At 64.6% G+C, this 26773-nt stretch carries 30 protein-coding genes, 2 pseudogenes and 1 riboswitch; of the genes and pseudogenes, 31 read left to right on the top strand and 1 reads right to left on the bottom strand.

Annotated elements, in window-relative coordinates; translation table 11 throughout:
* The first annotated feature begins 205 nt into the window (after window positions 1-205).
* Window positions 206-329: riboswitch (TPP riboswitch) on the top strand.
* A 221-nt stretch (window positions 330-550) separates the two neighbouring features.
* The 28 genes and pseudogenes from OKW38_RS20305 to tatC all read left to right on the top strand — a co-directional run bounded on the left by OKW38_RS20305 (window position 551) and on the right by tatC (window position 22392).
* Window positions 551-1687, top strand: coding sequence for an FAD-dependent oxidoreductase (locus tag OKW38_RS20305; protein ID WP_090802108.1), 1137 nt, complete (start codon window positions 551-553; stop codon window positions 1685-1687).
* Between the two features lie 59 nt (window positions 1688-1746).
* Entirely contained in the window at window positions 1747-1944 is a 198-nt protein-coding gene (gene thiS / locus OKW38_RS20310; RefSeq protein ID WP_026225709.1) for a sulfur carrier protein ThiS, read from the top strand.
* 107 nt (window positions 1945-2051) lie between these two features.
* Entirely contained in the window at window positions 2052-2867 is an 816-nt protein-coding gene (locus tag OKW38_RS20315) for a thiazole synthase (RefSeq protein ID WP_090805494.1), read from the top strand.
* Window positions 2864-3967, top strand: coding sequence for a thiamine phosphate synthase (gene thiE, locus OKW38_RS20320; RefSeq protein ID WP_090802106.1), 1104 nt, complete (start codon window positions 2864-2866; stop codon window positions 3965-3967). The genes OKW38_RS20315 and thiE overlap by 4 nt, the downstream gene beginning before the upstream one ends.
* A 91-nt stretch (window positions 3968-4058) precedes the next feature.
* Window positions 4059-4883 carry an ABC transporter ATP-binding protein gene (locus tag OKW38_RS20325; protein ID WP_429362833.1) on the top strand — a complete coding sequence of 275 codons (825 nt, stop codon included), beginning with the start codon at window positions 4059-4061 and terminating at the stop codon, window positions 4881-4883.
* Window positions 4880-5647, top strand: coding sequence for a lipid asymmetry maintenance ABC transporter permease subunit MlaE (gene mlaE, locus OKW38_RS20330; RefSeq protein WP_018420057.1), 768 nt, complete (start codon window positions 4880-4882; stop codon window positions 5645-5647). Before OKW38_RS20325 ends, mlaE begins: the two co-directional genes overlap by 4 nt.
* 91 nt (window positions 5648-5738) lie before the next feature.
* Complete coding sequence (gene mlaD, locus OKW38_RS20335) at window positions 5739-6269, top strand: outer membrane lipid asymmetry maintenance protein MlaD (protein ID WP_090805493.1); 531 nt, start codon at window positions 5739-5741, stop codon at window positions 6267-6269.
* A 19-nt stretch (window positions 6270-6288) separates the two neighbouring features.
* Window positions 6289-7269: an MlaA family lipoprotein gene (locus tag OKW38_RS20340; protein WP_090802105.1), complete on the top strand. Its 981-nt coding sequence runs from the start codon at window positions 6289-6291 to the stop codon at window positions 7267-7269.
* Between the two features lie 114 nt (window positions 7270-7383).
* A complete protein-coding gene (locus OKW38_RS20345) occupies window positions 7384-8016 on the top strand; it encodes an MlaC/ttg2D family ABC transporter substrate-binding protein (RefSeq protein WP_090802103.1) in 633 nt (210 codons plus the stop codon).
* On the top strand, window positions 8013-8333 hold the full coding sequence (locus OKW38_RS20350) for an STAS domain-containing protein (RefSeq protein WP_090802102.1): 321 nt from the start codon (window positions 8013-8015) through the stop codon (window positions 8331-8333). Before OKW38_RS20345 ends, OKW38_RS20350 begins: the two co-directional genes overlap by 4 nt.
* Before the next feature lie 191 nt (window positions 8334-8524).
* A complete protein-coding gene (locus OKW38_RS20355; RefSeq protein ID WP_090802100.1) occupies window positions 8525-9457 on the top strand; it encodes an ABC transporter ATP-binding protein in 933 nt (310 codons plus the stop codon).
* The gene (locus tag OKW38_RS20360) at window positions 9454-10218 is read left to right on the top strand and encodes an ABC transporter permease (RefSeq protein ID WP_429335393.1); all 765 of its coding nucleotides are present in this window, start codon (window positions 9454-9456) and stop codon (window positions 10216-10218) included. The genes OKW38_RS20355 and OKW38_RS20360 overlap by 4 nt, the downstream gene beginning before the upstream one ends.
* 15 nt (window positions 10219-10233) lie before the next feature.
* Window positions 10234-10473: a BolA family protein gene (locus OKW38_RS20365; RefSeq protein WP_429362835.1), complete on the top strand. Its 240-nt coding sequence runs from the start codon at window positions 10234-10236 to the stop codon at window positions 10471-10473.
* A gap of 111 nt (window positions 10474-10584) precedes the next feature.
* Window positions 10585-11848 (top strand): annotated as a pseudogene (gene murA, locus OKW38_RS20370) (UDP-N-acetylglucosamine 1-carboxyvinyltransferase).
* Complete coding sequence (gene hisG / locus OKW38_RS20375) at window positions 11845-12546, top strand: ATP phosphoribosyltransferase (protein WP_090802096.1); 702 nt, start codon at window positions 11845-11847, stop codon at window positions 12544-12546. Before murA ends, hisG begins: the two are co-directional and overlap by 4 nt.
* A gap of 58 nt (window positions 12547-12604) precedes the next feature.
* Complete coding sequence (gene hisD, locus OKW38_RS20380; RefSeq protein WP_429362837.1) at window positions 12605-13939, top strand: histidinol dehydrogenase; 1335 nt, start codon at window positions 12605-12607, stop codon at window positions 13937-13939.
* A 250-nt stretch (window positions 13940-14189) separates the two neighbouring features.
* Window positions 14190-15260: a histidinol-phosphate transaminase gene (gene hisC, locus OKW38_RS20385; RefSeq protein WP_429335391.1), complete on the top strand. Its 1071-nt coding sequence runs from the start codon at window positions 14190-14192 to the stop codon at window positions 15258-15260.
* A 115-nt stretch (window positions 15261-15375) separates the two neighbouring features.
* Entirely contained in the window at window positions 15376-15963 is a 588-nt protein-coding gene (hisB, locus tag OKW38_RS20390) for an imidazoleglycerol-phosphate dehydratase HisB (RefSeq protein ID WP_013090696.1), read from the top strand.
* A 161-nt stretch (window positions 15964-16124) separates the two neighbouring features.
* A complete protein-coding gene (gene hisH, locus OKW38_RS20395; RefSeq protein ID WP_184035773.1) occupies window positions 16125-16766 on the top strand; it encodes an imidazole glycerol phosphate synthase subunit HisH in 642 nt (213 codons plus the stop codon).
* A gap of 181 nt (window positions 16767-16947) precedes the next feature.
* Complete coding sequence (hisA, locus tag OKW38_RS20400) at window positions 16948-17700, top strand: 1-(5-phosphoribosyl)-5-[(5-phosphoribosylamino)methylideneamino]imidazole-4-carboxamide isomerase (protein WP_090802089.1); 753 nt, start codon at window positions 16948-16950, stop codon at window positions 17698-17700.
* Between the two features lie 244 nt (window positions 17701-17944).
* Window positions 17945-18718, top strand: a complete 774-nt coding sequence (hisF, locus tag OKW38_RS20405) for an imidazole glycerol phosphate synthase subunit HisF (RefSeq protein ID WP_090802088.1) — start codon at window positions 17945-17947, stop codon at window positions 18716-18718.
* Between the two features lies 1 nt (window position 18719).
* Window positions 18720-19130 carry a phosphoribosyl-AMP cyclohydrolase gene (gene hisI / locus OKW38_RS20410; RefSeq protein WP_090802086.1) on the top strand — a complete coding sequence of 137 codons (411 nt, stop codon included), beginning with the start codon at window positions 18720-18722 and terminating at the stop codon, window positions 19128-19130.
* Window positions 19127-19522 (top strand): phosphoribosyl-ATP diphosphatase, encoded by a 396-nt coding sequence (locus OKW38_RS20415; protein ID WP_090802085.1) that lies wholly within the window; start codon window positions 19127-19129, stop codon window positions 19520-19522. Before hisI ends, OKW38_RS20415 begins: the two co-directional genes overlap by 4 nt.
* 90 nt (window positions 19523-19612) lie before the next feature.
* Window positions 19613-20008, top strand: a complete 396-nt coding sequence (locus OKW38_RS20420) for a DUF4870 family protein (RefSeq protein WP_184065591.1) — start codon at window positions 19613-19615, stop codon at window positions 20006-20008.
* A 93-nt stretch (window positions 20009-20101) separates the two neighbouring features.
* Complete coding sequence (locus OKW38_RS20425; RefSeq protein ID WP_429335390.1) at window positions 20102-20467, top strand: histidine triad nucleotide-binding protein; 366 nt, start codon at window positions 20102-20104, stop codon at window positions 20465-20467.
* 268 nt (window positions 20468-20735) lie between these two features.
* Window positions 20736-20981 carry a Sec-independent protein translocase subunit TatA gene (gene tatA / locus OKW38_RS20430; protein WP_090802080.1) on the top strand — a complete coding sequence of 82 codons (246 nt, stop codon included), beginning with the start codon at window positions 20736-20738 and terminating at the stop codon, window positions 20979-20981.
* Between the two features lie 48 nt (window positions 20982-21029).
* Window positions 21030-21572, top strand: a complete 543-nt coding sequence (gene tatB, locus OKW38_RS20435) for a Sec-independent protein translocase protein TatB (protein WP_090802078.1) — start codon at window positions 21030-21032, stop codon at window positions 21570-21572.
* 34 nt (window positions 21573-21606) lie between these two features.
* Entirely contained in the window at window positions 21607-22392 is a 786-nt protein-coding gene (gene tatC, locus OKW38_RS20440) for a twin-arginine translocase subunit TatC (RefSeq protein ID WP_429335389.1), read from the top strand.
* A gap of 89 nt (window positions 22393-22481) precedes the next feature.
* Here tatC and OKW38_RS20445 read toward each other — a convergent pair whose 3' ends face one another.
* On the bottom strand, window positions 22482-23702 hold the full coding sequence (locus tag OKW38_RS20445) for a Do family serine endopeptidase (protein ID WP_090802075.1): 1221 nt from the start codon (window positions 23700-23702) through the stop codon (window positions 22482-22484).
* A 19-nt stretch (window positions 23703-23721) separates the two neighbouring features.
* Here OKW38_RS20445 and OKW38_RS20450 point away from each other — a divergent pair, with 19 nt between their 5' ends.
* From OKW38_RS20450 to OKW38_RS20460, 3 genes and pseudogenes are all read left to right on the top strand, one after another.
* Window positions 23722-24468, top strand: coding sequence for a Nif3-like dinuclear metal center hexameric protein (locus tag OKW38_RS20450; RefSeq protein WP_090802074.1), 747 nt, complete (start codon window positions 23722-23724; stop codon window positions 24466-24468).
* A 220-nt stretch (window positions 24469-24688) separates the two neighbouring features.
* Window positions 24689-25309 carry a ubiquinol-cytochrome c reductase iron-sulfur subunit gene (gene petA, locus OKW38_RS20455; RefSeq protein ID WP_090802072.1) on the top strand — a complete coding sequence of 207 codons (621 nt, stop codon included), beginning with the start codon at window positions 24689-24691 and terminating at the stop codon, window positions 25307-25309.
* A pseudogene (locus tag OKW38_RS20460) lies at window positions 25309-26689 on the top strand (cytochrome b). Before petA ends, OKW38_RS20460 begins: the two are co-directional and overlap by 1 nt.
* Window positions 26690-26773 lie beyond the last annotated feature (84 nt).

Consider the following 26773-nt stretch of genomic DNA (forward strand, 5'->3'; position numbering starts at 1 on the left):
GCCGGCATCCGCTGGGGTGCCGCCGCCACGCATGCGGCCACGAGTGCCGCGCGCGCCGCGTTTTTGCGGCACCGATCACGGCATTGTGCCAGAGCGCCGGGCCGCTTCGCACCGGCATCTCGATAGACGGTGCCAGATCAAAATTGGGGTGGCGACCGCGGAGCGCTGGTTTGCGGGCGCCGCGCCTTTTATGGTCTAATGACCTGCGACGAAACAGGGGTGCTTCGCCCACAGGCGGCATGACTTTCATGCCGGGGCGGCGAGGCTGAGAGAGACCCTTTGCACCCGATCCGGGTAATACCGGCGCGGGAAGTTTCCGGAAGCAACCGTCTTCCATTCCCCGCCGGGCGGCGAGCGCAGCTCACATGTGCACGTCGTGACCGGCCGGCTTCACCCGCCGGTTTCGTCCTGGGTACGTGCGTTTTTGGCCGTACGGAAAGGACTCGATGACCGCCTATTCTTCAGACATGCATTTTTCCCTTCGTCACGCCGCCTCGGGCGAGCCGTGCCGTTTTGGTTTTGCCCACCGCAGTCGAACGGAGCGCGCGCGATGAACCGTCCCGCCCGACCCGATTTCGCCGTGCTCGGCGGCGGCCTGTGCGGCCGCCTGGTCGCGTGGCGCCTCGCTGGCGACGGGCATCGCGTGGCGCTCTACGAGCGCGGCGATGCCACCGGTTCGCAGGCTGCCGCGTGGGTCGCCGCCGCGATGCTCGCACCGCTGGCAGAGGCCGCGAGCGCCGAGCTGCTGATCACGCGGCTTGGCGCGAGTTCGCTCGAAAGCTGGCCGCGCGTGCTTGCCGAACTGCCGGAGCCGGTGTTTTTCCAGCGCAACGGCACGCTCGTCGTCTGGCATCACGCGGATCGCACCGAGGCGCCGCTATTCGAGCGGCGCGTGCGTGCGAACGCGCCGGCCGAGTTGCTCGACGGCGGCTTCGTTGCGTTGGCGGGCGCGCAGCTCGGCGCCGCCGAACCCGCGTTGGCCGGCCGCTTCAGCCAAGGCTGGCTGCTGCCGCGAGAAGGCCAGCTCGACAACCGCCAGGTGCTGTCCGCGCTCGCGGCCGGGCTTGCCGAGCGCGGCGTCGACACGCACTGGAACACGCCGATCGACGACGCGTCGCTGCCCGAGGCCGGCATCACCATCGATTGCCGCGGGCTCGGCGCGAAGCCGGTGCTGCCGACGCTGCGCGGCATCCGCGGCGAAGTTGCGCGCGTGCATGCGCCTCACCTGCAGCTGACGCGCCCGGTGCGGCTACTGCATCCGCGTTACCCGCTGTATATCGCGCCGAAGCAGAACGGCCTCTACGTGATCGGCGCGACCGAGGTGGAGGGCGAGGACATGTCGCCCGTCAGCGTGCGTTCGGCGCTCGAGTTGCTGAGCGCGGCGTTTTCGGTGCACCCGGGCTTCGGCGAGGCGCGCATTCTCGAGCTGAATTCGCAGTGCCGGCCGACCTTGCCCGATCATCGTCCCGCGCTGCTGTGGGACGGCGCGCGCACGCTGCGCGTGAACGGCCTGTACCGGCACGGCTACATGATCGCGCCCGAAGTCGCCGACGAAGCCGTGCGCTTCGCGAGCGCGCTGCTCGACGGCCGCGTCGGTGATGCCGACGCATTCGCCGGCTGGCGGCGCGACTCACGCTGGAGCGAGCTGTTCCAGCAGCATTTCGCGCGCGAGCCGGCCCGAGCGTAGCGGCCAACGTGCCGCGCGCGATGCCGCTTGCGCCATCGATTGAACCGCATTCGAACACCATGGACATTCATATCAATCAGAAGCCGTTGTCGCTGCCCGAGGGCGCGACCGTCGCCGATGCGCTCGCCGCCTTTGGCGCGCGTCCGCCGTTCGCGGTCGCGCTCAACGGCGATTTCGTCGCGCGTGCGCAGCATGCGGCGCGCGCGTTGCAAACGGGCGACCGGCTCGACGTCGTGCAGCCGGTCGCGGGCGGCTGAGCGCGACCGCGCCAGCCTGTCGCTTACCGAACGCAACAACCGTCGCCGAAAACCCATTGCCGCAACGCGGTCGGTTCTAGCCGCGAGGGCAAACCAGGATGATGCAAATGACTTCTCACGAGACCGCCGACGCGCTGACGCTATACGGTCAAACTTTTGCAAGCCGCGTGCTGCTCGGCACATCGCGCTATCCGTCGCTGCAATCGCTGTCCGATTCGATCGACGCCGCGCGCCCCGGCATGGTGACGGTCGCGCTGCGCCGTCAGATGAACGAGGGCCACGCCGAAGCCGGCTTCTTCGATCTGCTCAAGCGCCATGGCGTGCCGCTCTTGCCGAACACGGCGGGTTGCCTGAGCGTCGGTGAAGCGGTGACGACCGCGCACATGGCGCGCGAAATCTTCGAGACCGAGTGGATCAAGCTCGAACTGATCGGCGACGACTACACACTGCAGCCCGACCCGGTCGGCCTGATCGAAGCCGCCGCGCGGCTCGTCAAGGATGGCTTCAAGGTGCTGCCGTACTGCACCGAAGATCTGGTGATCGGCCGCCGTCTGCTCGACGCCGGCTGCGAGGCGCTGATGCCGTGGGGCGCGCCGATCGGCACCGGCAAGGGCGTGATCAATCCATACGGGCTGCGCGTGTTGCGCGAGCGGCTGCCGGACGTGCCGCTGATCGTCGACGCCGGGCTCGGCGTGCCGTCGCATGCGGCCCAGGTGATGGAGTGGGGCTTCGACGGCGTGCTGCTGAACACGGCCGTGTCGCAGGCGACGCACCCCGACGCGATGGCGCGCGCGTTCGCGCTGGGCGTCGAGGCGGGTCGGCAAGCGTATCTCGCGGGCCCGATGGCCGAGCGCGAGAGCGCGCACGCGAGCACGCCGGTGGTCGGCATGCCGTTCTGGCATCAGGATGGAGGTGCCGCATGACTCAGTCGTTGACGCTGAAGGACCGCGATCTGTTCTGGCCGACGGCCGACGAACTCATCGAAGCCGCCGAGCGCATCCGCGCACGTCTCGGCGACTGGCCGCCGACGCACGCGCCGTGGCGCATCTGCCTGATCGCACCCGACGAACCGAACGGTGGCGACCTGATCGTGACCGCCGACGCACAGCCGCACGGCGAGCAGATCGCGCGCTGGCTGACGCGGGGTGCGGGTGTGATCGTCGCCGCGGAAAACCGCGCGACGCTGCATCTGGGCGGCGAGAAGTACGGCCTCGAAGGCCATCTGGCGGAAGACTGGATTCCCGCGCTTGCCGCGTTCCTCGACTGCGGTTTCGATCCGCACGACGCGCTGGTGCTCGCGCTCGCGTGGCGCGATGGCGACGAGACCCGCGCCGACGATGCTTTCCCGGCCGACCTCGCTCGCTTTCCGCGCCTTACCGACCTGCCGGCGGCACCCGCCAAGGCGTTCCCGCGCTGCCCGGCAAGGCTCGGCCTGTATCCGGTGTTGCCGACCGCGGACTGGGTCGAACGGGTGGTCGGCTTCGGCGTGAAGACGGTGCAGTTGCGCCGCAAGTCGGCCGAACCCGCCGACGAGCTGAAGCGCGAAATCGCGCGCTGCGTGGCGGCCGGCCGCGCGCACGACGCGCAGGTGTTCATCAACGATCACTGGCAGGCGGCGCTCGCGGCGGGCGCATACGGCGTGCACCTCGGCCAGGAAGACGTGCATACCGCGGATCTGTCCGCGCTGGCCGACACGGGCATCCGCCTGGGCCTGTCCACTCATGGCTTCTACGAGATGCTGAAGGCGCTGCATTTCCGGCCGAGCTACATTGCATTGGGCGCCGTGTTCCCGACCACGACCAAGGTCATGCCGACCGCGCCGCAGGGCTTGCGCCGCCTCGCACGCTATGTGCGGCTGCTCGACGGCGTGGTGCCGCTCGTCGCGATCGGCGGGATCGATCTGCAGGTGCTGCCGGACGTGCTCGCGACCGGCGTCGGCTGCGCGGCCGTGGTGCGCGCGGTGACGGAAGCGGCCGACCCGGCCGCCGCCGTGTCTGCACTGCAACACACGTTTACGCAATAATCGTCAGGCATAGTCAAGGAACGGGGCACCTCACGGCAGCTTTTGCACGATGGCCCTATAATTCGGCCTTCCCTGTAAAAGGATTGTCAGTGTGGTGCCTTCCTATCCCGAGACCTTACTCGAGCTGCGCGACGTCGACTTCGGTTACGGCGACCGGCTCGTCCTGTCGAATCTGAATCTGCGCTTTCGTCGCGGTCAGGTCGTCGCGGTCATGGGCGGCTCGGGTTGCGGCAAGACCACGGTGCTGCGGCTGATCGGCGGCCTCGTGCGCGCCCAGCGCGGCCAGGTGCTGTTCCATGGCGAGGACATCGGCGAGCAGACGCGCGAAGGCCTTTACGCGCTGCGCCGCAAGATGGGCATGCTGTTCCAGTTCGGCGCGCTGTTCACCGACATGTCGGTGTTCGAAAACGTCGCCTTCGCGCTTCGCGAGCATACCGATCTCCCCGAAGAACTGCTGCGCGACCTCGTGCTGATGAAGCTCAACGCGGTCGGCCTGCGCGGCGCGCGCGACCTGCTGCCGTCCGAGATTTCCGGCGGCATGGCGCGGCGCGTGGCGCTCGCGCGCGCAATCGCGCTCGACCCCGAACTGATGATGTACGACGAGCCGTTCGCCGGTCTCGACCCAATCTCGCTCGGCATCACCGCGAACCTGATCCGCACGCTGAACCGGGCGCTCGGCGCCACGTCGATTCTCGTCACGCATGACGTGCCGGAATCATTCGCGATCGCCGACTACGTGTACTTCCTGTCCAACGGCGGTGTGCTTGCCGAGGGCACGCCCGACGAACTGCGCGCGTCGACCGATCCGACCGTGCGGCAGTTCATCGACGGCGCGCCGGACGGCCCGTTCAGATTCCACTATCCGGCGCAGACGCCGCTCGCGGCGGACTTCGGCATCGGCGGAGGCCAGTCATGATCAGTACGATCGGTCGCTCGGTCATCACCGGGCTCGGCACCGCCGGCTACGCGACGCGCTTCTTCCTGCGGCTCGTGCTCGAGTTTTTCCCGCTGCTGCGCCGCCCGCGTCTTGTCACGAAGCAGATCCACTTTGTCGGTAATTATTCGCTAGTGATCATCGCGGTGTCGGGGCTGTTCGTCGGCTTCGTGCTCGGGCTGCAGGGCTATTACACGCTGAACCGTTATGGCTCCGAGCAGGCGCTCGGGTTGCTGGTCGCGCTGTCGCTCGTGCGCGAGCTCGGGCCGGTCGTGACCGCGCTGCTGTTTGCCGGGCGCGCGGGCACGTCGCTGACCGCCGAAATCGGCCTGATGAAGGCGGGCGAGCAGCTCACCGCGATGGAAATGATGGCCGTCGATCCGGTCAAGGTCGTGATCGCGCCGCGCCTGTGGGCCGGCATCGTGTCGATGCCGATCCTCGCCGCGATCTTCAGCGCGGTCGGCGTTCTGGGCGGTTACGTGGTGGGCGTGCTGCTGATCGGCGTCGATGCCGGCGCGTTCTGGTCGCAGATGCAAAGCGGCGTCGACGTGTGGCGCGATGTCGGCGCCGGGGTCGTCAAGAGTGTGGTGTTCGGCCTCGCGGTGACCTTCGTCGCGCTGTTTCAGGGCTACGAGGCGAAGCCGACGCCGGAAGGCGTGTCGCGCGCGACGACCCGCACGGTCGTGTACGCGTCGCTCGCGGTGCTCGGGCTCGATTTCCTGCTGACCGCACTAATGTTCAGCTAAGACCGCGCAGCATGCCGGCTGCCGGCGGTGCATGATGCGCCGCGCACGGCGGGAGGTGGCGGCGGCGCGGCGGATTCACTTTGGGATGACGATGAAAAAGAATGTTCTCGACTTCTGGGTCGGCCTGTTCGTGGTGCTGGGTTTCGTGGCGTTGCTGTTTCTTGCGCTGAAGGCCGGCAATATGAGCTCGTTGTCGTTCCAGGCAACCTACCCGGTCAAGCTGAAGTTCGACAACATCGGCGGGCTGAAGCCACGCGCGCCGGTGAAGAGCGCCGGCGTGACGGTCGGCCGGGTCGCGTCGATCGGCTTCGACAGCAACACCTACCAGGCGCTCGTCACGATCGATATCGACAAGCAATATCAGTTTCCGAGGGACACTTCGGCGAAGATCCTGACCTCGGGTCTGCTCGGCGAGCAGTACATCGGGCTCGAGCCGGGGGGCGACTCGGAAATGCTGAAGGCCGGCGATACGATCTCGATGACGCAATCGGCGATCGTGCTGGAAAACCTGATCGGCCAGTTCCTGTATAGCAAGGCCGCGGATTCCGGCGCGGCGAAGCCCGCCGCATCCGCCCCTGCACCGGCGCCCGGCGCGCCGGCCTCCGGCGCTGCCGCCCAGTAAGGCCAACAAGGAGAATTAGATGCAGACGACACTGCAGACCGCGCGCAGCGGCGCGCGCGTCCTACAGTTCGGCAAGGTCGCCGTGGCGGCTGCGCTGCTCGCCGGTTGCACGACCGTGCAGACGCCTACCAAGGGCGACCCGTTCGAAGGGCTGAACCGTACGATCTTCACCGTCAACGACAAGATCGACCAGTACGCGCTGAAGCCGGTTGCGCAGGGCTACGTTTGGGTCACGCCGCAGCCGGTTCGCGACAGCGTGACGAACTTTTTCTCGAACATCGGCGACGTCTATATCGCGGCGAACAACCTGCTGCAGCTGCGCATCGCCGACGGCGTGTCCGACATCATGCGGATCGTGATCAACACGTTGTTCGGCGTCGGCGGCCTGTTCGACGTCGCGACGCTCGCGAAGCTCCCGAAGCACGACAACGACCTCGGTCTGACGCTCGGCCACTACGGCGTGCCGGCGGGCCCCTATCTGGTGCTGCCGCTGTTCGGGCCGAGCACGGTGCGCGATGCGGTCGGCTCGCTCGGCAACTACTACGTGAACCCGATCAGCTACGTCGACCCGCCGGGCCTGAGCTGGGCGCTGTATGGCCTGAACATCGTCAACACGCGCGCGAACCTGCTCGGAGCGAGCAACCTGCTGGAAGGCGCAGCGCTCGACAAATACTCGTTCGTGCGTAACGCGTATCTGCAGCGCCGGCAGTATCTGTTGTCGGATAACCGCCGGCGTCCGCAGGAACTGCCGAGCTACGACGAGGAAGCGCCGCTGCCGAAGTACGACGAAGGCGAGACGGGCGCGGCAGGTGCGCCGGCCAAGCCGGCTCCCGCATCCGGCGCGGCCGTGGGCACGCCGCAAGGCGCGTCGGCACCGGAGGCCGCGTCGGGCGCCGAAACACCGCCTCTCGACCTGAAAGGCGGCCCGGAAACGCAAGTTCCGGCCGGTCAGTTGGTGCCGCCCACGCGCTTCAACTTCCCGTCCTTAAGATTGCATTGAACGTGCAGCCGTAACAGATCGATACGACTCTCGCAGTTTGCGCATCGATTGCCGTCGAACTCGCGTGATAAGGTCGGTTCAAACTGTTGCATTATTTTTGAGGCAAAGCTCGATATGAAAAAATTCTTCCTGATTCCGTTGTTTGCCGCGTTGTTTTCGTTCATCAGCGCGGGCGCATCGGCGCAAACCGTCGACACCAGCTCGCCCGACGCGCTGATCAAGACCGTCACCCAGCAGGTGATGGACGCGATTCGGGGCGACAAGTCGATCCAGCAGGGCGACATCAGGCACATCACGGCGCTCGTCAACGAAAAGATCCTGCCGTACATCGATTTCCGCCGCACCACCCAGCTCGCGATGGGCCGTAACTGGCGCACCGCGACGCCCGAACAGCAGAACCAGGTGGTCGAGCAGTTCAAGATGCTGCTGATCCGGACGTACGCGGGCGCGCTCGCGCAGGTGCGCGACCAGCAGATCCAGTACAAGCCGTTCCGCATGAACCCGGACGACACCGACACGGTGGTGCGCTCGGTCGTGATGAACAACGGCCAGCCGATCGAACTCGACTACCGCCTGTACAAGACGGCGCAGGGCTGGCGCGTGTATGACATCAACGTGCTCGGCGCGTGGCTGATCCAGGCGTATCAGCAGCAGTTCAACGAGCAGATCCAGCAGAAGGGTGTGGACGGACTGATCCAGTTCCTCACGCAGCGCAATCAGCAACTCGCCGCGGGCAAGCAGTCGTGAGCGACGTGCTGAACCCGGTGGCGAACCGCTTCGACAGCGGCACGACGCTGACCCACGCGAGCGCGAAGGCCGCGCTCGCGGCAGGTCTGCAACGCATCGCGGCGGGTGCGGGCGGCGTCGATTGCGCGCCGCTCACGCAATTCGATTCGTCGGCGCTCGCCGTCCTGCTCGCGTGGGTGCGGGCCGCGGCGGCGCGCGGCGGCAAGTTCGAAATCGTCAATCTGCCGGCTGGGCTCGCCAGTCTCGCGCAGGCCTACGGCGTCGATACACTTCTCTCTTCTGGCGCCTCCAGCATGGTTGCGTCAGCGCGACATTGACGCTCCTCTAGCGTCGTCTCCTCCCTTCCGGCCAGGCCGGGGGTGTCAGTTTTTGCCCTATAATCAAACGTTTTTTTGGGGCGTCGAACTGGCCCCCTAATCGGCCCCGGTTCCCGTTTCTTCCAGCATTTGCGCATCCCCAAGCTCCATTGGGGCTACTTCAGGCGCCGCGACGCACGCGGCCCATAGTCATGTCAGCCATAGAAATTCGTAACGTCAAGAAGCGCTACAAGGACTTGCAGGCGCTCAAGGGCGTCAGCCTCACGGTCGAAGAAGGCGAGTTCTTCGGACTGCTCGGTCCGAACGGCGCGGGCAAGACGACGCTCATCAGCATACTCGCGGGTCTCGCGCGCGCCGACGAAGGCAGCATCGCGGTGCGCGGTCACGACGTCGTCGACGATTTCCGCAACGCGCGCCGCGCGCTCGGCGTGGTGCCGCAGGAGCTCGTGTTCGATCCGTTCTTCACGGTGCGCGAAACCTTGCGCATCCAGTCCGGCTACTACGGGCTGCGCAACAACGACGCGTGGATCGACGAGATCATGGCCAATCTCGATCTCACCGAAAAGGCCGATGCCAACATGCGCGCGCTGTCGGGTGGCATGAAGCGCCGCGTGCTGGTCGCGCAGGCGCTCGTGCACCGCCCGCCGGTGATCGTGCTCGACGAGCCGACCGCGGGTGTCGACGTCGAGTTGCGCCAGACGCTGTGGAAGTTCATCTCGCGCCTGAATCGCGAAGGCCACACGATCGTGCTGACCACGCACTATCTGGAAGAAGCCGAATCGTTGTGCGACCGCATCGCGATGCTGCGCCGTGGCGAGGTCGTCGCGCTCGATCGCACCAGCACACTGCTGCAGCGTTTCGCCGGCATGCAACTGTTCGTTCGCTTCGCGCAGGGCGTGCTGCCCGCCGAGCTGCGTCCGCTCGAGGCGGAAAGCGGCGCCGGCAACGGCAATGGCCGCCAGCATCTGCTGCGCCTGACGAGCTACGACGACGTCGAGCGCATCCTCGCGCAATGCCGCGCGGCCGGTTGTACATTCGAAGAAATCGAGGTCCGCAAGGCCGACCTCGAAGACGTATTCGTTCAGGTGATGAACGGTCCAGAAGTGATCGAGGGGCTTGCATGAGCGGGTACAGTGGATTTAGCACGCTGTTTTACAAAGAACTGCTGCGCTTCTGGAAGGTGTCGTTCCAGACCGTGCTCGCGCCGGTCATCACCGCGCTGCTTTACCTGACCATCTTCGGCCACGCGCTGCGCGGCCACGTGCAGGTCTATCCGGGCGTCGAATACACGAGCTTCCTGATTCCGGGCCTCGTGATGATGAGCGTGCTGCAGAACGCGTTCGCGAATAGTTCTTCGTCGCTGATTCAATCGAAGATCACCGGCAACCTCGTGTTCGTGCTGCTGCCGCCGCTGTCGCACCACGAGATGTTCGCGGCCTACGTGCTCGCGGCCGTGGCGCGCGGGCTGAGTGTCGGCTTCGGCGTGTTCATCGTGACGATCTGGTTCGTGCCGCTCGCCTTCACCGCGCCGCTCTATATCATCGTGTTCGCGATGTTCGGCTCGGCGATTCTCGGCACGCTGGGTCTGATCGCCGGCATTTGGGCCGAGAAGTTCGACCAGCTCGCCGCGTTCCAGAACTTTCTGATCATGCCGCTCACGTTCCTGTCGGGCGTGTTCTACTCGACGCATACGCTGCCGCCCGTATGGCGCGAAGTATCGCGGCTCAATCCGTTTTTCTACATGATCGACGGCTTTCGCTATGGTTTTTTCGGCGTGTCGGATATCGACCCGCTGGTGAGCCTCGCGATCGTCGCCGGTTTCTTCGTGGTGCTGGCCGCTGTGGCGATGCGCATGCTCGCTACCGGCTACAAGCTGCGCCACTGACGAGGAGCTTCTCTCATGTTCCCGACTCCCGAACAGGTCAAACAGTACATTGCAGCTGGACTCGCGTGCGAGCATCTCGAAGTCGAAGGCGACGGTCAGCATTTCTTTGCGACGATCGTCTCGCCGAACTTCGAAGGCAAGCGCCTGATCCAGCGTCACCAACTCGTGTATGCGGCGCTCGGCGACCGCATGCGCGAAGAAATCCACGCGCTCAGCATGAAGACGCTGACGCCCGCCGAATGGCAGAACGCGTAATCTGGAAATTTTGTGCGAATTACTCAGGAAGGGCGCGACACCGCTAGCGGCGCGCCGAACACAGACAAAGCAGGTCCGGACGCGAACCGGGCCGATCAGGAACCGACAGGCATGGATAAACTCATCATTGAAGGTGGCTACCCGCTCTCCGGTGAAGTTGTCGTCTCGGGTGCGAAAAACGCGGCATTGCCGATTCTGTGCGCGGCTCTGCTGAGCGCCGATCCGGTGCATCTGGAGAACGTGCCCGATCTGCAGGACGTGCGCACGATGCTCAAGCTGCTCGGCCAGATGGGTGTGCGTATCGAAGCCGGCGAAGGGCGCGTCGCGCTCGACGCGTCGAAGGGTCGACAACCTCGTCGCGCCGTACGAAATGGTGAAGACGATGCGCGCGTCGATCCTCGTGCTCGGTCCGCTCGTCGCGCGCTTCGGTCATGCGCGCGTGTCGCTGCCGGGCGGCTGCGCGATCGGCGCGCGTCCGGTCGATCAGCACATCAAGGGTCTGCAGGCGATGGGCGCCGAGATCACGATCGAGCACGGCTTCATCGAAGCGCGCGCGAAGCGTCTGAAGGGCGCGCGCATCGTCACCGACATGATCACCGTGACCGGTACCGAGAACCTGCTGATGGCGGCGGTGCTCGCCGAAGGCGAGACGGTCATCGAGAACGCAGCGCGCGAACCCGAAGTGGTCGACCTCGCGCGTCTGCTCGTCGCGATGGGCGCGAAGATCGAAGGCATCGGCACCGACCGTCTGGTGATCCATGGCGTCGACAAGCTGCACGGTGCGAAGCACACGGTGATTCCGGACCGCATCGAAGCGGGCACTTTCCTGTGCGCGGTCGCGACGGCCGGCGGCGACGTCATGCTGCGCAAGATGCGTCCGCTGCTGCTCGAAGCCGTCACCGAAAAGCTGCGCGAAGCGGGCGTCACGGTCGAGGAAGGCGACGACTGGATGCGCGTGCGCATGGACAAGCGCCCGAGCGCGGTCACGTTCCGCACCTCCGAATACCCGGCGTTTCCGACCGACATGCAGGCGCAGTTCATGGCGCTCAACACGATCGCGGACGGTACGTCGCAAGTCGTGGAGACGATCTTCGAAAACCGTTTCATGCACGTCCAGGAACTGAACCGTCTCGGCGCGAGCATCACGATCGACGGCAACACCGCGCTCGTAACCGGCGTCGAAAAACTGTCCGGCGCGAAGGTGATGGCCACCGATCTGCGCGCGTCCGCGAGTCTTGTGATCGCCGCGCTGCGCGCCGAGGGCGAGACGCTGATCGACCGCATCTATCACCTCGATCGCGGCTACGACCGCATGGAAGCGAAGCTCAATGCGATCGGCGCGAAGGTGCGCCGGGTTTCCGGGAGCGGGGCATGAGTTCGATGCCGCAAACGTCGTCGTCGCCGGCGGTCAGCGCGCCGCTCACGCTCGCGTTGTCGAAAGGGCGTATCTTCGAGGAAACGCTGCCGCTGCTCGCGGCGGCCGGCATCGAGGTAGCGGAAGATCCGGAGAGCTCGCGCAAGCTGATTCTGCCGACCACCGACCCGAACCTGCGCGTGATCGTCGTGCGCGCGACCGACGTGCCGACCTATGTCGAGTACGGCGCGGCCGACTTCGGCGTGGCCGGCAAGGACGTGCTGCTCGAGCATGGCGGCAGCGGCCTGTATCAGCCGGTGGATCTGGACATTGCGCGTTGCCGCATGTCGGTCGCGGTCGCGGCCGGTTTCGATTATGCGAACGCGGTGCGCCAGGGCGCGCGTCTGCGGGTCGCGACCAAGTATGTTGAAACCGCTCGTGAGCATTTTGCCGCCAAGGGCGTTCACGTCGATCTGATCAAGCTGTACGGTTCGATGGAACTCGCTCCGCTGGTTGGTCTCGCCGACGCGATCGTCGACCTGGTCAGCTCGGGTAATACGCTGCGCGCGAACAATCTGGTCGAGGTGGAGGAGATCATGCAGATTTCGTCGCGTCTCGTCGTGAACCAGGCAGCGCTGAAGCTCAAACGCGCCGCGTTGCGGCCGATTCTCGACGCGTTTGCCAATGCTTCGTCGAAAACCGCCGCCCCGGCGGCCTGACTGACGATGGCAATGTGACGTTGCACTGATAGCGCGCCTTACCGAAACGGATACCTGTATGTCTACCAAGATTCGCAAACTCGATTCCACCGCTCGCGACTTCCAGAAGTCGCTGCATGCGGTGCTCGCGTTCGAGGCGAGCGAAGACGAAGCCATCGAGCGCGCGGTCGCGCAGATTCTGAACGACGTGAAGGCGCGCGGCGACGAGGCGGTGCTCGAGTACACGAATCGCTTCGATCGCGTCGATGCGAAAAGCGTGGCCGAGCTCGAACTGCCGATGGCCGAACTCGAGGCGGCGCTCGAAAGTCTCGAGCCGAAGCGGCGCGCGTCGCTCGAAGCGGCGGCGGCACGCGTGCGCGGCTATCACGAGAAGCAGAAGATCGAGTGCGGCAGCCATAGCTGGCAGTACACCGAAGCCGACGGCACCGTGCTCGGCCAGAAGGTCACGCCGCTCGATCGCGCGGGGATCTACGTGCCGGGTGGCAAGGCCGCGTATCCGTCGTCGGTGCTGATGAACGCGATACCGGCGCGGGTGGCCGGCGTGCGCGAAATCGTGATGGTCGTGCCGACGCCGGAAGGCGTGAAGAATCCGCTCGTGCTCGCGGCGGCTTTGCTGGGTGGCGTCGACCGCGTGTTCACGATCGGCGGCGCGCAGGCGGTAGCTGCGCTCGCGTACGGCACGCCGACCGTGCCCGCAGTCGACAAGATCTGCGGCCCCGGCAACGCGTACGTCGCGTCGGCGAAGCGTCGCGTGTTCGGCACGGTCGGCATCGACATGATCGCCGGGCCGTCGGAAATCCTCGTGTTGTGCGACGGCACGACCGACCCGCGCTGGGTCGCGATGGACCTGTTTTCGCAAGCCGAGCACGACGAGCTCGCGCAGTCGATCCTGCTGTGCCCCAACGACGCGTTCATCGCGCGCGTGCAGGAAGCGATCGACGAACTGCTGCCCACCCTGCCGCGCCGCGAAGTGATCCGCACGTCGCTCGAAAACCGCGGCGCGCTGATCAAGGTGCGCGACATGGCCGAGGCCTGCGCGATCGCCAACGACATCGTGCCGGAGCACCTTGAAATTTCGGCGCTGGAGCCGCATCAGTGGGCGCAGCAGATCCGTCACGCAGGCGCGATCTTCCTTGGCCGTTACACGAGCGAGAGCCTCGGCGACTACTGCGCGGGCCCGAATCATGTGCTGCCGACGTCGCGTACCGCACGGTTTTCGTCGCCGCTCGGCGTCTATGATTTCTTCAAGCGTTCGAGCCTGATCGAGGTCAGCGCGGAAGGTGCGCAGACGCTCGGCGAGATTGCCGCGGAACTGGCATACGGCGAAGGTCTGCAAGCGCACGCACGCAGCGCCGAATACCGGATGCGGCAGAACAACAACGAACGCGGCTGAGGCGCAGCGCTGATCGCGCTGGCGCGCGGCGGAGCTCAAGCAGGCGTAAGCGGGAGCAGGAGAAGCGGCGAGGGCGGCAACCGCCGCCGCATCGACCGGCTTCCATGTTTTCCGGCTTCCACCCGCTCGAGCGACGGATCGAGCCCACCCGCCCCGTTCAATAACGACGACAGAGACCAACCCGAGCGCCGAGCGCCGAGCACTGACGACGCCGACCCGGCGTCTTTCGCCCGGCCCGGCCCCCGAACCTATGACGACACCTCAAGACATCATCCGCAGCGACGTGCTCGCAATGACGAGCTATCCGGTTCCGGACGCCACCGGCTTCATCAAGCTCGACGCGATGGAAAACCCGTTTCCGCTGCCGCCGGAACTTGCCGCGCATCTCGGCGAGCGTCTGGCCGGCGTCGCGTTGAACCGTTATCCGGCGCCGCGCCCCGAGCAGTTGATCGAGCGCATTCGTCACGTGATGGGCGTGCCGGCGGGGTGCGACGTGCTGCTCGGCAATGGCTCGGATGAAATCATCAGCATCATGTCGGTCGCGTGCGCGAAGCCGGGCGCGAAGGTGCTCGCGCCGGTGCCGGGCTTCGTCATGTATCAGATGTCGGCGAAGCTGGCGCATCTCGAATTCGTCGGCGTGCCGCTCAAAGCCGACTTCACGCTCGATACCGACGCGATGCTCGCGGCGATCGCCGAGCATGAACCGGCGATCATCTATCTCGCGTATCCGAACAACCCGACCGGCACGCTGTTCGATGACGCCGAAATCGAGCGCGTCATCGCCGCGGCGGGCAAGAGCCTCGTCGTGATCGACGAGGCGTATCAGCCGTTCGCGCAGAAGAGCTGGCTGCCGCGCGCCGACCAGTTCGACAACGTCGTCGTGATGCGCACGGTGTCGAAGCTGGGCCTCGCCGGCATTCGCCTCGGTTACCTGGTCGGCAAGCCCGCGTGGCTGACCGAGTTCGACAAGGTCCGCCCGCCGTACAACACCAACGTGCTGACGCAGGCCGCCGCTGATTTCCTGCTCGACCACATCGGCGTGCTCGATGCGCAGGCCGCGCAATTGCGCGACGAACGCGAGAAACTTGCGCAGGCGGTGGCCGCGCTGCCGGGCGCCGAAGTGTTCGCTAGCGCGGGCAACTTCCTGCTCGTGCGGGTGCCCGATGCGTCGGTATTGTTCGAAACCCTGCTAACGGCGCGGATTCTGATCAAAAACGTGAGTAAAATGCATCCATTGCTGGCCAATTGCGTGCGTTTGACCGTCGGTTCGCCGAACGAGAACGCCGAGTTGCTCGCCGGCCTGAAACTCGTGTTGCGGTAACCCGCCGCATCGAGCGGCGGCACTGAGCCGCTGCGTTGAACGGCTGCACTGAGCAGCCCGCCAGTTTGTCCATCCCACATTACTAGCGCTTTTAAGCCAGATTCGAGGAATTGCCATGCGCCTTGCGGAAGTCGTTCGCAACACCAGCGAAACGCAGATCCGTGTGAAGATCAACCTGGACGGCACCGGCCAGCAGAAGCTGGCCACCGGTGTGCCGTTCCTGGACCACATGCTCGACCAGATCGCCCGCCACGGGTTGTTCGACCTCGAGATCGAAGCGCATGGCGACCTGCATATCGACGACCATCACACGGTCGAAGACACCGGCATCACGCTCGGCCAGGCCGTCGCGAAGGCGATCGGCGATCGCAAGGGCATCCGCCGCTACGGCCATTCCTACGTGCCGCTCGACGAAGCGCTGTCGCGCGTCGTGATCGATTTTTCCGGCCGTCCGGGCCTCGAATTTCACGTGCCGTTCACGCGCGCGCGCATCGGCACGTTCGACGTCGACCTGTCGATCGAATTCTTCCGCGGCTTCGTGAACCATGCCGGCGTGACGCTGCACATCGACAACCTGCGTGGCATCAACGCGCACCATCAGCTCGAAACGGTGTTCAAGGCATTCGGGCGTGCGTTGCGCATGGCCGTCGAACTCGACGAGCGCGCGGCCGGACAGATTCCGTCGACCAAGGGCAGCCTCTAACGTAACGGCCGTAGCAGGCTTTAACACGGGTTTCACCGCCTCCAACGTCTTCAGGCCACTCACCTTCAAGCGATTCATCGGGCAGGACCGCATTTGCCGGCACGTCGTTTGACGCCGCGCGGCGGCATCGATGGATCGAGGGCAGAGCGGCCAAACTTGAAATGAAAACTTCGATAGCGATTGTGGATTACGGAATGGGCAACCTGCGCTCGGTTGCCCAGGCACTGCGTAAAGCGGCGCCGGAAGCGGACGTGGCGATCGTCGATCGTCCGGAAGCGATCCGCTCGGCCGACCGCGTGGTGCTGCCGGGCCAGGGTGCGATGCCCGACTGCATGCGCAGTCTCGGCGCGTCCGGTTTGCAGGAAGCGGTCGTCGAGGCGTCGCGCAGCAAGCCGCTGATGGGCGTGTGCGTCGGCGAGCAGATGCTGTTCGACTGGAGCGCCGAGGGCGACACGCCGGGTCTGGGCCTGTTGCCCGGCAAGGCGGTGCGCTTCGAGCTCGAAGGCCAGGTGCAGGACGACGGCTCGCGCTTCAAGGTCCCGCAGATGGGCTGGAACCGCGTGCGTCAGGCGCAGCCGCATCCGCTGTGGGACGGTGTCGCCGACAACGCGTTCTTCTACTTCGTGCACAGCTACTACGTGGTTCCGGACAACCCGGCGCATACGTCGGGCGAAACGGTCTACGGCGTGCCCTTTACCTCGGCGGTAGCGCGGGATAACATCTTTGCCACCCAATTCCACCCTGAAAAGAGCGCCGAGGCGGGTCTGCGCGTGTATCGCAACTTCGTGCACTGGAACCCGTGAACGCCTTTTTTCATCCCGTTGCCGCGCGCGCGTCGCGCGGTGCCGCGGTCCCGCATCCGACCGGCGCCCCACTGGAGCGGCGAACGAGTTGTACTAAACTAGCGAGACGGTATTGCGGCGGGCTGACTCGCCAGCCGCTGCCGCCGACCTTCAATCCACTCCCAGATAACACCCGATTGCTATGCTGCTGATTCCCGCCATCGACCTGAAAGACGGTCAGTGTGTACGCCTCAAACAGGGCGATATGGACCAGGCGACGATTTTCTCCGAGGAACCGGCGGCAATGGCCCGACATTGGGTCGACCGCGGCGCGCGTCGTCTGCATCTCGTCGATCTGAATGGCGCGTTCGCCGGCAAGCCGAAGAACGGCGATGCAATCCGGGCGATCATCGATGAAGTGGGCGGCGCGATTCCGGTTCAGTTGGGCGGTGGCATCCGCGACCTGAACACGATCGAGCGCTATCTGGACGACGGTTTGTCGTACGTGATCATCGGCACGGCCGCGGTGAAGAACCCGGGCTTTCTGCAGGACGCGTGCACCGCGTTCGGCGGTCACATCATCGTCGGCCTCGACGCGAAAGACGGCAAGGTCGCCACCGACGGCTGGAGCAAGCTGACCGGTCACGAAGTGGCCGACCTCGCGCGCAAGTTCGAGGACTACGGCTGCGAGTCGATCATCTACACCGACATCGGCCGTGACGGCATGCTGCAAGGCATCAACATCGAAGCGACGGTGCGCCTTGCGCGCGCGGTCAAGATTCCGGTGATCGCGAGCGGCGGTCTGTCGAACCTCGCGGACATCGAATCGCTGTGCGAAGTCGAAGGCGAGGGCATCGAGGGCGTAATCTGCGGCCGCGCGATCTATTCGGGCGACCTCGACTTCGCGGCCGCGCAGACGCTCGCGGACAAGCTGCGCGAAGCGGACGACGCTTAAGCACGGCGTCGGCTGCGCGTGCTGGGCAGGTTGCGCGGGCCGCCGGCGTTGCGCTCGTGTCGGCTTGCGGCGCGTTCGAACGATGGCTTGCCTGTAACGCGCGTCGCACGATTAAGCGTCCGGAACCTCGCCAGCTTCCGGCCGGCACCTCACTCGCGGCGCGACGCAACCGCTCGCGCCGGCACCGTGCCGCTTGCCCGCAAGCGAGCGGCCCCATCAGCGGTATTGGCAGAATTGCACGATCATGGCTCTAGCTAAACGCATCATCCCCTGTCTCGACGTCACCGCGGGCCGCGTGGTCAAGGGCGTCAACTTCGTCGAACTGCGCGACGCGGGCGACCCGGTCGAAATCGCGCGCCGTTACGACGACCAGGGCGCCGACGAACTGACGTTCCTCGACATCACCGCGACCTCGGATCAGCGCGACCTGATTCTGCCGATCATCGAGGCGGTCGCTTCGCAGGTGTTCATTCCGCTGACGGTCGGCGGCGGCGTGCGCGCGGTCGAAGACGTGCGGCGCCTGCTGAACGCGGGCGCCGACAAGATCAGCATGAACTCGTCGGCGGTAGCGAATCCGCAACTCGTGAAGGACGCGACCGACAAATACGGCTCGCAGTGCATCGTCGTCGCGATCGATGCGAAGCGCGTGTCGGCCGACGGCGAAACGCCGCGCTGGGAAGTGTTCACGCACGGCGGGCGCAAGGCCACCGGTCTCGATGCGGTCGAATGGGCGCGCAAGATGGCCGAGTTGGGCGCGGGCGAAATCCTGTTGACCAGCATGGATCGCGACGGCACCAGGAGCGGCTTCGACCTCGCGCTGACTCGCGCGGTGTCGGACGCGGTGCCGGTGCCGGTGATCGCCTCGGGCGGCGTCGGCAATCTGCAGCATCTCGCCGATGGCATCAAGAGCGGTCACGCGGACGCGGTGCTCGCCGCGAGCATCTTCCACTATGGCGAACACACGGTCGGCGAGGCCAAGCGCTTCATGGCCGATCAGGGCATTTCGGTGAGGTTGTGACGTGACGAATCCTTCGGCAGTGAACTGGCTCGACAAGGTCAAGTGGGACGCGAACGGCCTCGTGCCGGTGATTGCGCAGGAAGCGTCGACGAACGACGTGCTGATGTTCGCGTGGATGAACCGCGAGGCCCTCGCGAAGACCGTCGAGACCGGCCGCGCGGTGTATTTCTCGCGCTCGCGCCAGCGCCTGTGGTTCAAGGGTGAGGAGTCGGGCCACGTGCAGCATGTGCATGAAGTGCGACTCGATTGCGACGAAGACGTCGTGCTGCTGAAAGTCGAGCAGGTATCGGGCATCGCGTGCCATACCGGCCGCCACTCGTGCTTTTTCCAGAAATTCGAAGGCTCGGTGGACGATGGCGACTGGCAGGCCGTCGATCCCGTGCTGAAAGACCCCGAACACATCTACAAATGACGCAATCCACGCAAAACCCGTCGCCCGCCACGGCTTCCACGCTCGACACGCTGCTGCGCCTCGCGGCGGTGATCGACAACCGCAAGGGCGGCGATCCGGACATCTCGTATGTATCGCGCCTGTTCCACAAGGGCGACGACGCGGTGCTGAAAAAGATCGGCGAAGAAGCCACCGAAGTCGTGCTGGCCGCGAAGGACGTGCGCCAGGGCGGCGCACCGAAGGCGCTGGTCGGCGAGGTTGCGGACCTGTGGTTCCACTGCCTTGTGATGCTGTCGCATTTCGATCTGAGCCCCGCCGACGTGATCGCCGAACTCGAGCGTCGCGAAGGCCTGTCGGGCATCGAGGAAAAGGCGCTGCGCAAGAGCCGCGAGCGCGAGGAAAACGGCGACTGAGCAGCCGGAGCGGAAATCTGGTGTTTCCGCTTGAAGTCGCGCGCGCCGGCACCAATATAGCGGTAACCGCACCTCCGGGAGGACGCAAGCATGGAACAGCCGCAGGGAAGCTATCCGCCGCCGGTCTACCGCCACGCGATGGAGCCTGAGCGCGAGCGCAGCCTGCGCACGCTCACGCACGTGCTGTACGCGCTGTATGCGGTCCACTGGCTGACCGGCGGGCTCACCATTCTGGTCGCGATCATCATCAACTACGTCAAACGGTCGGACGTGGCCGGCACGCCGTACGAAGCGCACTTCGAATGGCAGATCCGCACGTTCTGGCTGGGCCTCGTCGGTTACGCGATCGGCGCGTTGCTGCTGCTCGTCGTGATTGGCATTCCGGTGCTGTGGGCAGTCAGCATATGGATGTTGTACCGTATTATCAAGGGCTGGCTGTATCTGTACGATAACAAGTCGTTCGCGAATCCGGCCAGTTGGGTCTGAACGCCAGCCGGTCCGTATGGGCGGGCCGGCTTTCGGATCGAACCTCGGCGCGGGCGGCTTCGCTCGCCCAAGTCATACCGCGTCAGGAATACGATGAGTCACGATCCGAACTGCCTTTTCTGCAAGATTGCCGCTGGCGAAATCCCGTCGACCAAGGTCCACGAAGACGACGAGTTCGTCGCCTTCCGCGACATCCGTCCGGCGGCCGAAACGCATGTGCTGGTGATTCCTCGCAAGCACATTGCAACGCTGTCGAACTGCACGGAAAGCGACGCGCCTCTGCTTGGTAGAATGCTTGTCCTGGCCGCGCGACTGGCCGAACAATTGGGGGTCGCCTATCACGGCGGCGAAACGGGCTTTCGCACGGTAATCAATACCGGTCCGGGCGGTGGTCAGGAGGTGTATCACCTGCACGCGCACATTCTCGCGGGACCGCGTCCCTGGCAACGCATGGGCTGAGCGCCGGATCACGCGTCAGGCGCGCTGCGTGGCAAGTGCGCACCGCCGCGAGTTTTGGTCGAGGACAATAGCGCCGTCGTTGTTTTTACCGCTGTGTAATAACGTCGACGCGATCGTGTGGCCACAATGACAGGCGAAGATGGCCGCATTGCGAGCGAGGCGGTGCAGCCTGATGTAACGTAGAGATATATCGAGACGAAGCGCACGCGCTTCAGGTTGTGCAAATTGGCCGCATCAAGATGCGGCGCCGGGGTTAAGGAGAGTAGTCATGGGTTCGTTGAGTATTTGGCATTGGTTGATCGTTCTGTTGATCGTCGCGCTCGTGTTCGGCACGAAGAAGCTGCGCAACATCGGCAGCGATCTGGGCGGCGCCGTGAAGGGCTTCAAGGAAGGCATGAAGGAAGCCGATTCGTCGTCGGCCGACGCGCAACAGCAGCAGCGCGAGCTGCCGCGCAACGGCGCGGTGGACGTCGAAGCGAAGGAAAAGACGCAGCAATCGAGCGATTACCGCTAAGCCGCGGCCTTCGCGCCGTTCCCGCGTTTCTGACGGACATTCCACTTCATGCTGGACCTCGGTCTAACCAAGATGGCGCTGATCGGCGTCGTCGCGCTGGTCGTCCTCGGGCCTGAGCGCCTGCCGCGTGTCGCTCGCACGGCCGGCGCGCTGTTCGGCCGCGCACAGCGGTACATCAACGACGTTAAGGCCGAAGTCACGCGCGAAATCGAGCTCGACGAATTGCGGCGCATGAAGACCGAGTTCGAGAAGGCCGCGAGCAATGTCGAAACGGCGGTTCAGGACAATCTGCGCAAGCACGAGAATGAACTGAACGAAGCATGGAATAGCGGTACGTCGGTATCGCCGAGCATCGCCGGCGGCGCGCTCGAAGACGCCGGCAGCGGGGCCAGCGGCAGCGCGGGTGCCACCTCGTGGCCCGTCAGTACGCCGGCCGCCGCGCCCAAACGCAAGACCTGGCGCGTCCAGCAGAGCGCCACGCCCACCTGGTACAAGCGAGCGAGCCTGCGGCGCACGCGCGTGCAGTCGGGCGCCGCGCGCGTTGCGCGGCACACACCTGCCAACCTGCGTCGTCCGACGCGGTTTTTCTGATGTTCAGATCGACAATCCCCAACCGAGGGCCGGTGTGAGCGACCCCCAGCAATCCCAGAGCGAAGGCACTGAAGAGACCTTCATTTCCCACCTCGTCGAACTGCGTGACCGCATCATCCGTGCGGGGCTCGCCGTCGTCCTCGTGTTCATCGGGCTCGTGTACTGGGCGCCGGACATCTTCAAACTGCTCGCCCGTCCGCTGATGATGAATCTGCCGAAGGACGGCAAGATGATCGTCACCGACGTCACCGGCTCGTTCTTCGTGCCGATGAAGGTGACGATGCTGGTCGCCTTCGTGATCGCGCTGCCGGTCGTGCTGTACCAGATCTGGGCGTTCGTCGCGCCTGGGCTCTATCAGCACGAGAAGAAGCTCGTCGCGCCGCTCGTCGCGAGCAGCTACACGCTGTTCCTGTGCGGCATGGCGTTCGCGTACTTCGTCGTGTTTCCGACCATCTTCCGCGTGATGGCGCACTACAATGCGCCGCTTGGCGCGGAGATGACAACCGATATCAACAATTACCTGAGCTTCGTGCTGACGATGTTCATCGCGTTCGGCGTCACGTTCGAGGTACCGATCGTCGTCGTGCTGCTGGTGCGGATGAACGTGGTGAAGCTGAAGAAGCTGAAGGAGATCCGGCCGTATGTGATCGTCGGCGCGTTCGTGGTGTCGGCCGTCGTAACGCCGCCGGACGTGTTTTCGCAGCTGATCCTCGCGGTTCCGCTGATTCTGCTGTACGAAGCTGGCATCGTCGCGGCGCGGTTGATCGTCGGCAAGCAGCCGGTGGTCGTGGAGGATGCGAGTCCGCCGCCGTCTGGTTGAAGTGCCGCGAGTCAGTGCCGGGTGTCAAATGAAAAAGGGCAGTTCATTGCGGACTGCCCTTATTCATTGCGTGGAATCGCGGCATTACTTCAACCGCCTTCGTCATCCGGCTGATCGCCGCCGTTATCGTCTGGCGCCTGCTTCGGCGGCGGCGGGCGTTTGCCGATCATCACGTCGAGATCGATCTGATGACCTTTGCGCACCAGATGCACTTTCGCCGCCGTACCGGGCTTGATCTGCGCGATCACGTTCAACAGACGTGTGGTATCGGTGATAACCTGGCCGTTTACGCTCGTCAGGATGTCGCCGGGCTTGATGCCCGCGCGGTCGGCCGGGCCGCTTTTCAGCACGCCCGCGACAATAGCGCCCGACTTCTGATCGAGCCCGAACGACTCCGCGATTTCCGGCGTGACGTCCTGCGGTTCGACGCCGATCCAGCCGCGCGTGACCGTGCCGGTCGTAATGATGCTCTCGAGCACGCTGCGCGCGGTCGACACCGGAATCGCGAAGCCGATGCCGAGCGAGCCGCCCGAGCGCGAGTAGATTGCGGTGTTGATGCCGAGCAGGTTGCCGTTCACGTCGACGAGCGCACCGCCCGAATTGCCGGGGTTGATCGGGGCGTCGGTCTGGATGAAGTTTTCGAACGTATTGATGCCGAGATGGTTGCGGCCGAGCGCGCTGACGATGCCCATCGTTACGGTCTGCCCGACGCCGAACGGATTGCCGATCGCGAGCACGACGTCGCCGACGCGGGTCTGGTCCATCCGGCCGAGCGTGATGGTGGGCAGATTGGTCATATTGACCTTGAGCACGGCCAGATCGGTTTCGGGGTCGATGCCGATGACCTTCGCGCTGGCGGTGCGGCCATCGGCGAGCGCGATTTCGATCTGATCGGCGCCGTCGACGACGTGCTGGTTCGTTAGAATGTAACCTTCCGAACTCACTATCACGCCTGAGCCGAGATTCGAGGCAGGCTGCTCCTGCTGCTTGCGATTGTTCCTGTCGCCGAAGAAGTAGCGGAACAGCGGGTCTTTGGCGCGCGGGTCGGGAGGCAGCGAGCCATCCTTGCTGGAGAACACGTTGACGACCGCGGGCATGGCCTTTTGCGCCGCTTCGGCATAGGACGTTTCGGCATGGCCAGTGCCGATGCCCGGCGCCACTTCCCGTAGCGCGACGATCGGTTCGGCGAGTTGTCTGCCGAATTGTCCTTGACGCTGCAGCCACTGCGGTTTGAGGGTCGCAATGATGAACATCAGCGCCAACAGCACCGTCACCGCTTGGGCAAATAACAGCCAGAAGCGTCTAAGCATCTGAAGACTAGAGGTCTATATGGATCGGATTGAACTTGAATTGTACTTGAACAATCTCCTTGAAACCGCGCGCTTCAAGGACTATTGCCCGAACGGATTGCAGGTCGAAGGACGTCGCCGGATCAACAAGCTCGCGACCGGCGTTACCGCGTCGGTGGCCTTCCTGGAGGCCGCGCTCGACTGGGGCGCGGACGCCGTGCTGGTCCATCACGGCTACTTCTGGCGCAACGAGGCACCGCAGATCACCGGCCGCAAACATGCTCGTTTGAAGCTGCTGCTCGCCAACGACCTGAACCTGTTCGCCTACCATCTGCCGCTCGACGATCATCCCGAGTTCGGCAACAACGCGCAGATCGGCGAAAAGATGGGCTGGATCAGCGACGCGCGTTTCGGCGACAACGATCTCGGCTGGCTCGCCACGCTGCCAATGCCGATCACGCTGTCGCACCTCACCGCGGAAATCGCGCAGACACTGGGCCGCACGCCGCTCGTGTTTGGCGATCCGGATATGGAGCTGCGCCGCGTCGGCTGGTGCACGGGCGCCGCGCAAGGGATGTTCGACGCGGCGATCAACGCGGGTGTCGACGTCTACGTGACCGGCGAGGTATCGGAGTCGGTGATGCATACGGCGGCGGAAAGCGGCGTCGCGTTTCTGGCCGCTGGCCACCACGCGACCGAGCGCTTCGGCGTGCAGGCGGTGGGCAAGCATCTGTCCGAATCGTTCGATATCGAACATCTGTTTATCGATATCCCCAATCCCGTTTGAATTGCGAATTGCATTAACGAAGAACAAGGCAGGAATACCGCAGAAGGCACTTAAAAGGAGGTGCGAAAAAGTTTGCGATCGGTACGGACAAACCCTGAGTTATCAAGGGCTTCGCACGGTTTTTGGCAATCGGCCCTTGTAAATGGCGACTCCATTCGAGCAAACTAGCGGCGGTAGACGCGACGTGAAGGAAAAATCCAACTCAGAAGTGGGGCGTGTGATGCGAGACAAAGAAGAGGAACGCGTCGATGGCAGCCGCCGTAACTGGCTGGTAGCGACGACCGTAGCAGGCGGCATAGGAGGTGTTGCCGTTGTCGTACCCTTTGTTAGTTCCTTTGCACCATCCGAAAAGGCCAAGGCCGCAGGTGCCCCGGTCGAAGTCGATATCAGTGGTCTGAAGCCCGGCGACATGATGACGGTCGCCTGGCGCGGCAAGCCGGTGTGGATCATCAACCGCACGGACCGCATGCTCGCCGATGTTCAAAAAGCCGACAGCCAGGTAGCGGACCCCCACTCGCTGAATCCGTTTTCGATGCCGCTGCCGGACTACTGCAACAACGAATTCCGTTCACGCGCCGAGAACAAGCATCTGCTGGTTGCCGTCGCCGTTTGCACGCATCTGGGGTGCACGCCGACGCCGCGCTTCCAGGAAGGCCCGCAGCCGAATCTCCCCGACGACTGGCCCGGCGGCTTCCTGTGCCCGTGCCACGGCTCGACCTACGACATGGCCGGCCGCGTCTTCAAGAACAAACCCGCTCCGCAGAACCTCGACATCCCGCGCTTCATGTTCACGTCGGCGACGGCCCTTGTGATCGGGAAGGACGAAAAAGGAGAAGCGTAATGGCGAGCGAACACGAAGTAGAGACGACCGGGCTGGCTGGTTGGATCGACCAGCGCTTCCCGATGACTGCCACGTGGAAGAAGCACGTTTCCGAGTACTACGCGCCGAAGAACTTCAACTTCTGGTACTTCTTCGGTTCGCTTGCGTTGCTGGTGCTGGTCAACCAGATCGTCACCGGCATTTTCCTGACGATGAACTACAAGCCCGACGCGACGCTCGCGTTTTCGTCGGTCGAGTACATCATGCGCGAGGTGCCGTGGGGCTGGCTGATCCGCTACATGCACTCGACGGGTGCGTCGATGTTTTTCGTCGTCGTGTATCTGCACATGTTCCGCGGGCTCCTGTACGGCTCGTACCGCAAGCCGCGCGAACTCGTGTGGATTTTCGGCTGCCTGATTTTCCTGAGCCTGATGGCCGAGGCGTTCTTCGGCTACCTCCTGCCGTGGGGCCAGATGTCGTTCTGGGGCGCGCAGGTGATCGTGAACCTGTTCTCGGCGATTCCGTTCATCGGGCCGGATCTGTCGCTATGGATTCGCGGCGACTACGTGGTCTCTGACGTCACGCTGAACCGCTTCTTCGCGTTCCACGTGATCGCGATTCCGCTGGTGCTGATCGGCCTCGTGATCGCCCACCTCGTCGCGCTGCACGAAGTCGGCTCGAACAACCCGGACGGCATCGAGATCAAGGCGAAGAAGGGGCCGGATGGCGTGCCGCTCGACGGCATTCCGTTCCACCCGTACTACTCGGTGCACGACTTCATGGGCGTAACGATCTTCCTGCTGATCTTCGCGGCGATCATCTTCTTCGCGCCGGAAATGGGTGGGTACTTCCTTGAAGCCAACAACTTCATCCCCGCGAACCCGCTGCAGACGCCGCCGGAAATTGCGCCTGTGTGGTACTTCACCGCCTTTTATGCGATGCTGCGCGCCACCACCGATCCATTCAAGATCGTGCTGATGATCGTCATCGCGCTACTCGGGTTGCTGGCGCTCGTGCGCGCGCGCGCGCAAGTGGAAGCTCGGCCTGCCGCTGCTTGCGGTGCTGGTGATCGTCGCGATGATGTTCACCGAATCGAAGTTCTGGGGCGTCGTGGTGATGGGCAGCGCGGTGATTTCGCTGTTCTTCCTGCCGTGGCTGGACCGGTCGCCGGTCAGGTCTATTCGCTACCGGCCGTTCTTCCACAAGGTTTTCTTCGGGATCTTCGTGATCGCGTTCCTGACGCTCGGCTTCCTCGGCACGCGACCGCCATCGCCGGCCGCGACGCTGATCGCCCAGATCTGCGCGCTGATCTACTTCGCGTTTTTCCTCGGCATGCCCTTCTGGACCCGGCTTGGCAAGTTCAAGCAGCCGCCCGAGCGGGTGCGGTTCAAGCCTCACTAATCGCGAGCCAGGAGAACATGAAGATGAAAAAACTGCTTTCGATGTGCGCGCTGGTCGGCGCGACCGTGCTTGCGCTGTTGGCCG

It is taken from the genome of Paraburkholderia sp. MM5496-R1 (assembly GCF_050436205.1).
Taxonomy (GTDB): Bacteria; Pseudomonadota; Gammaproteobacteria; order Burkholderiales; family Burkholderiaceae; genus Paraburkholderia; species Paraburkholderia tuberum.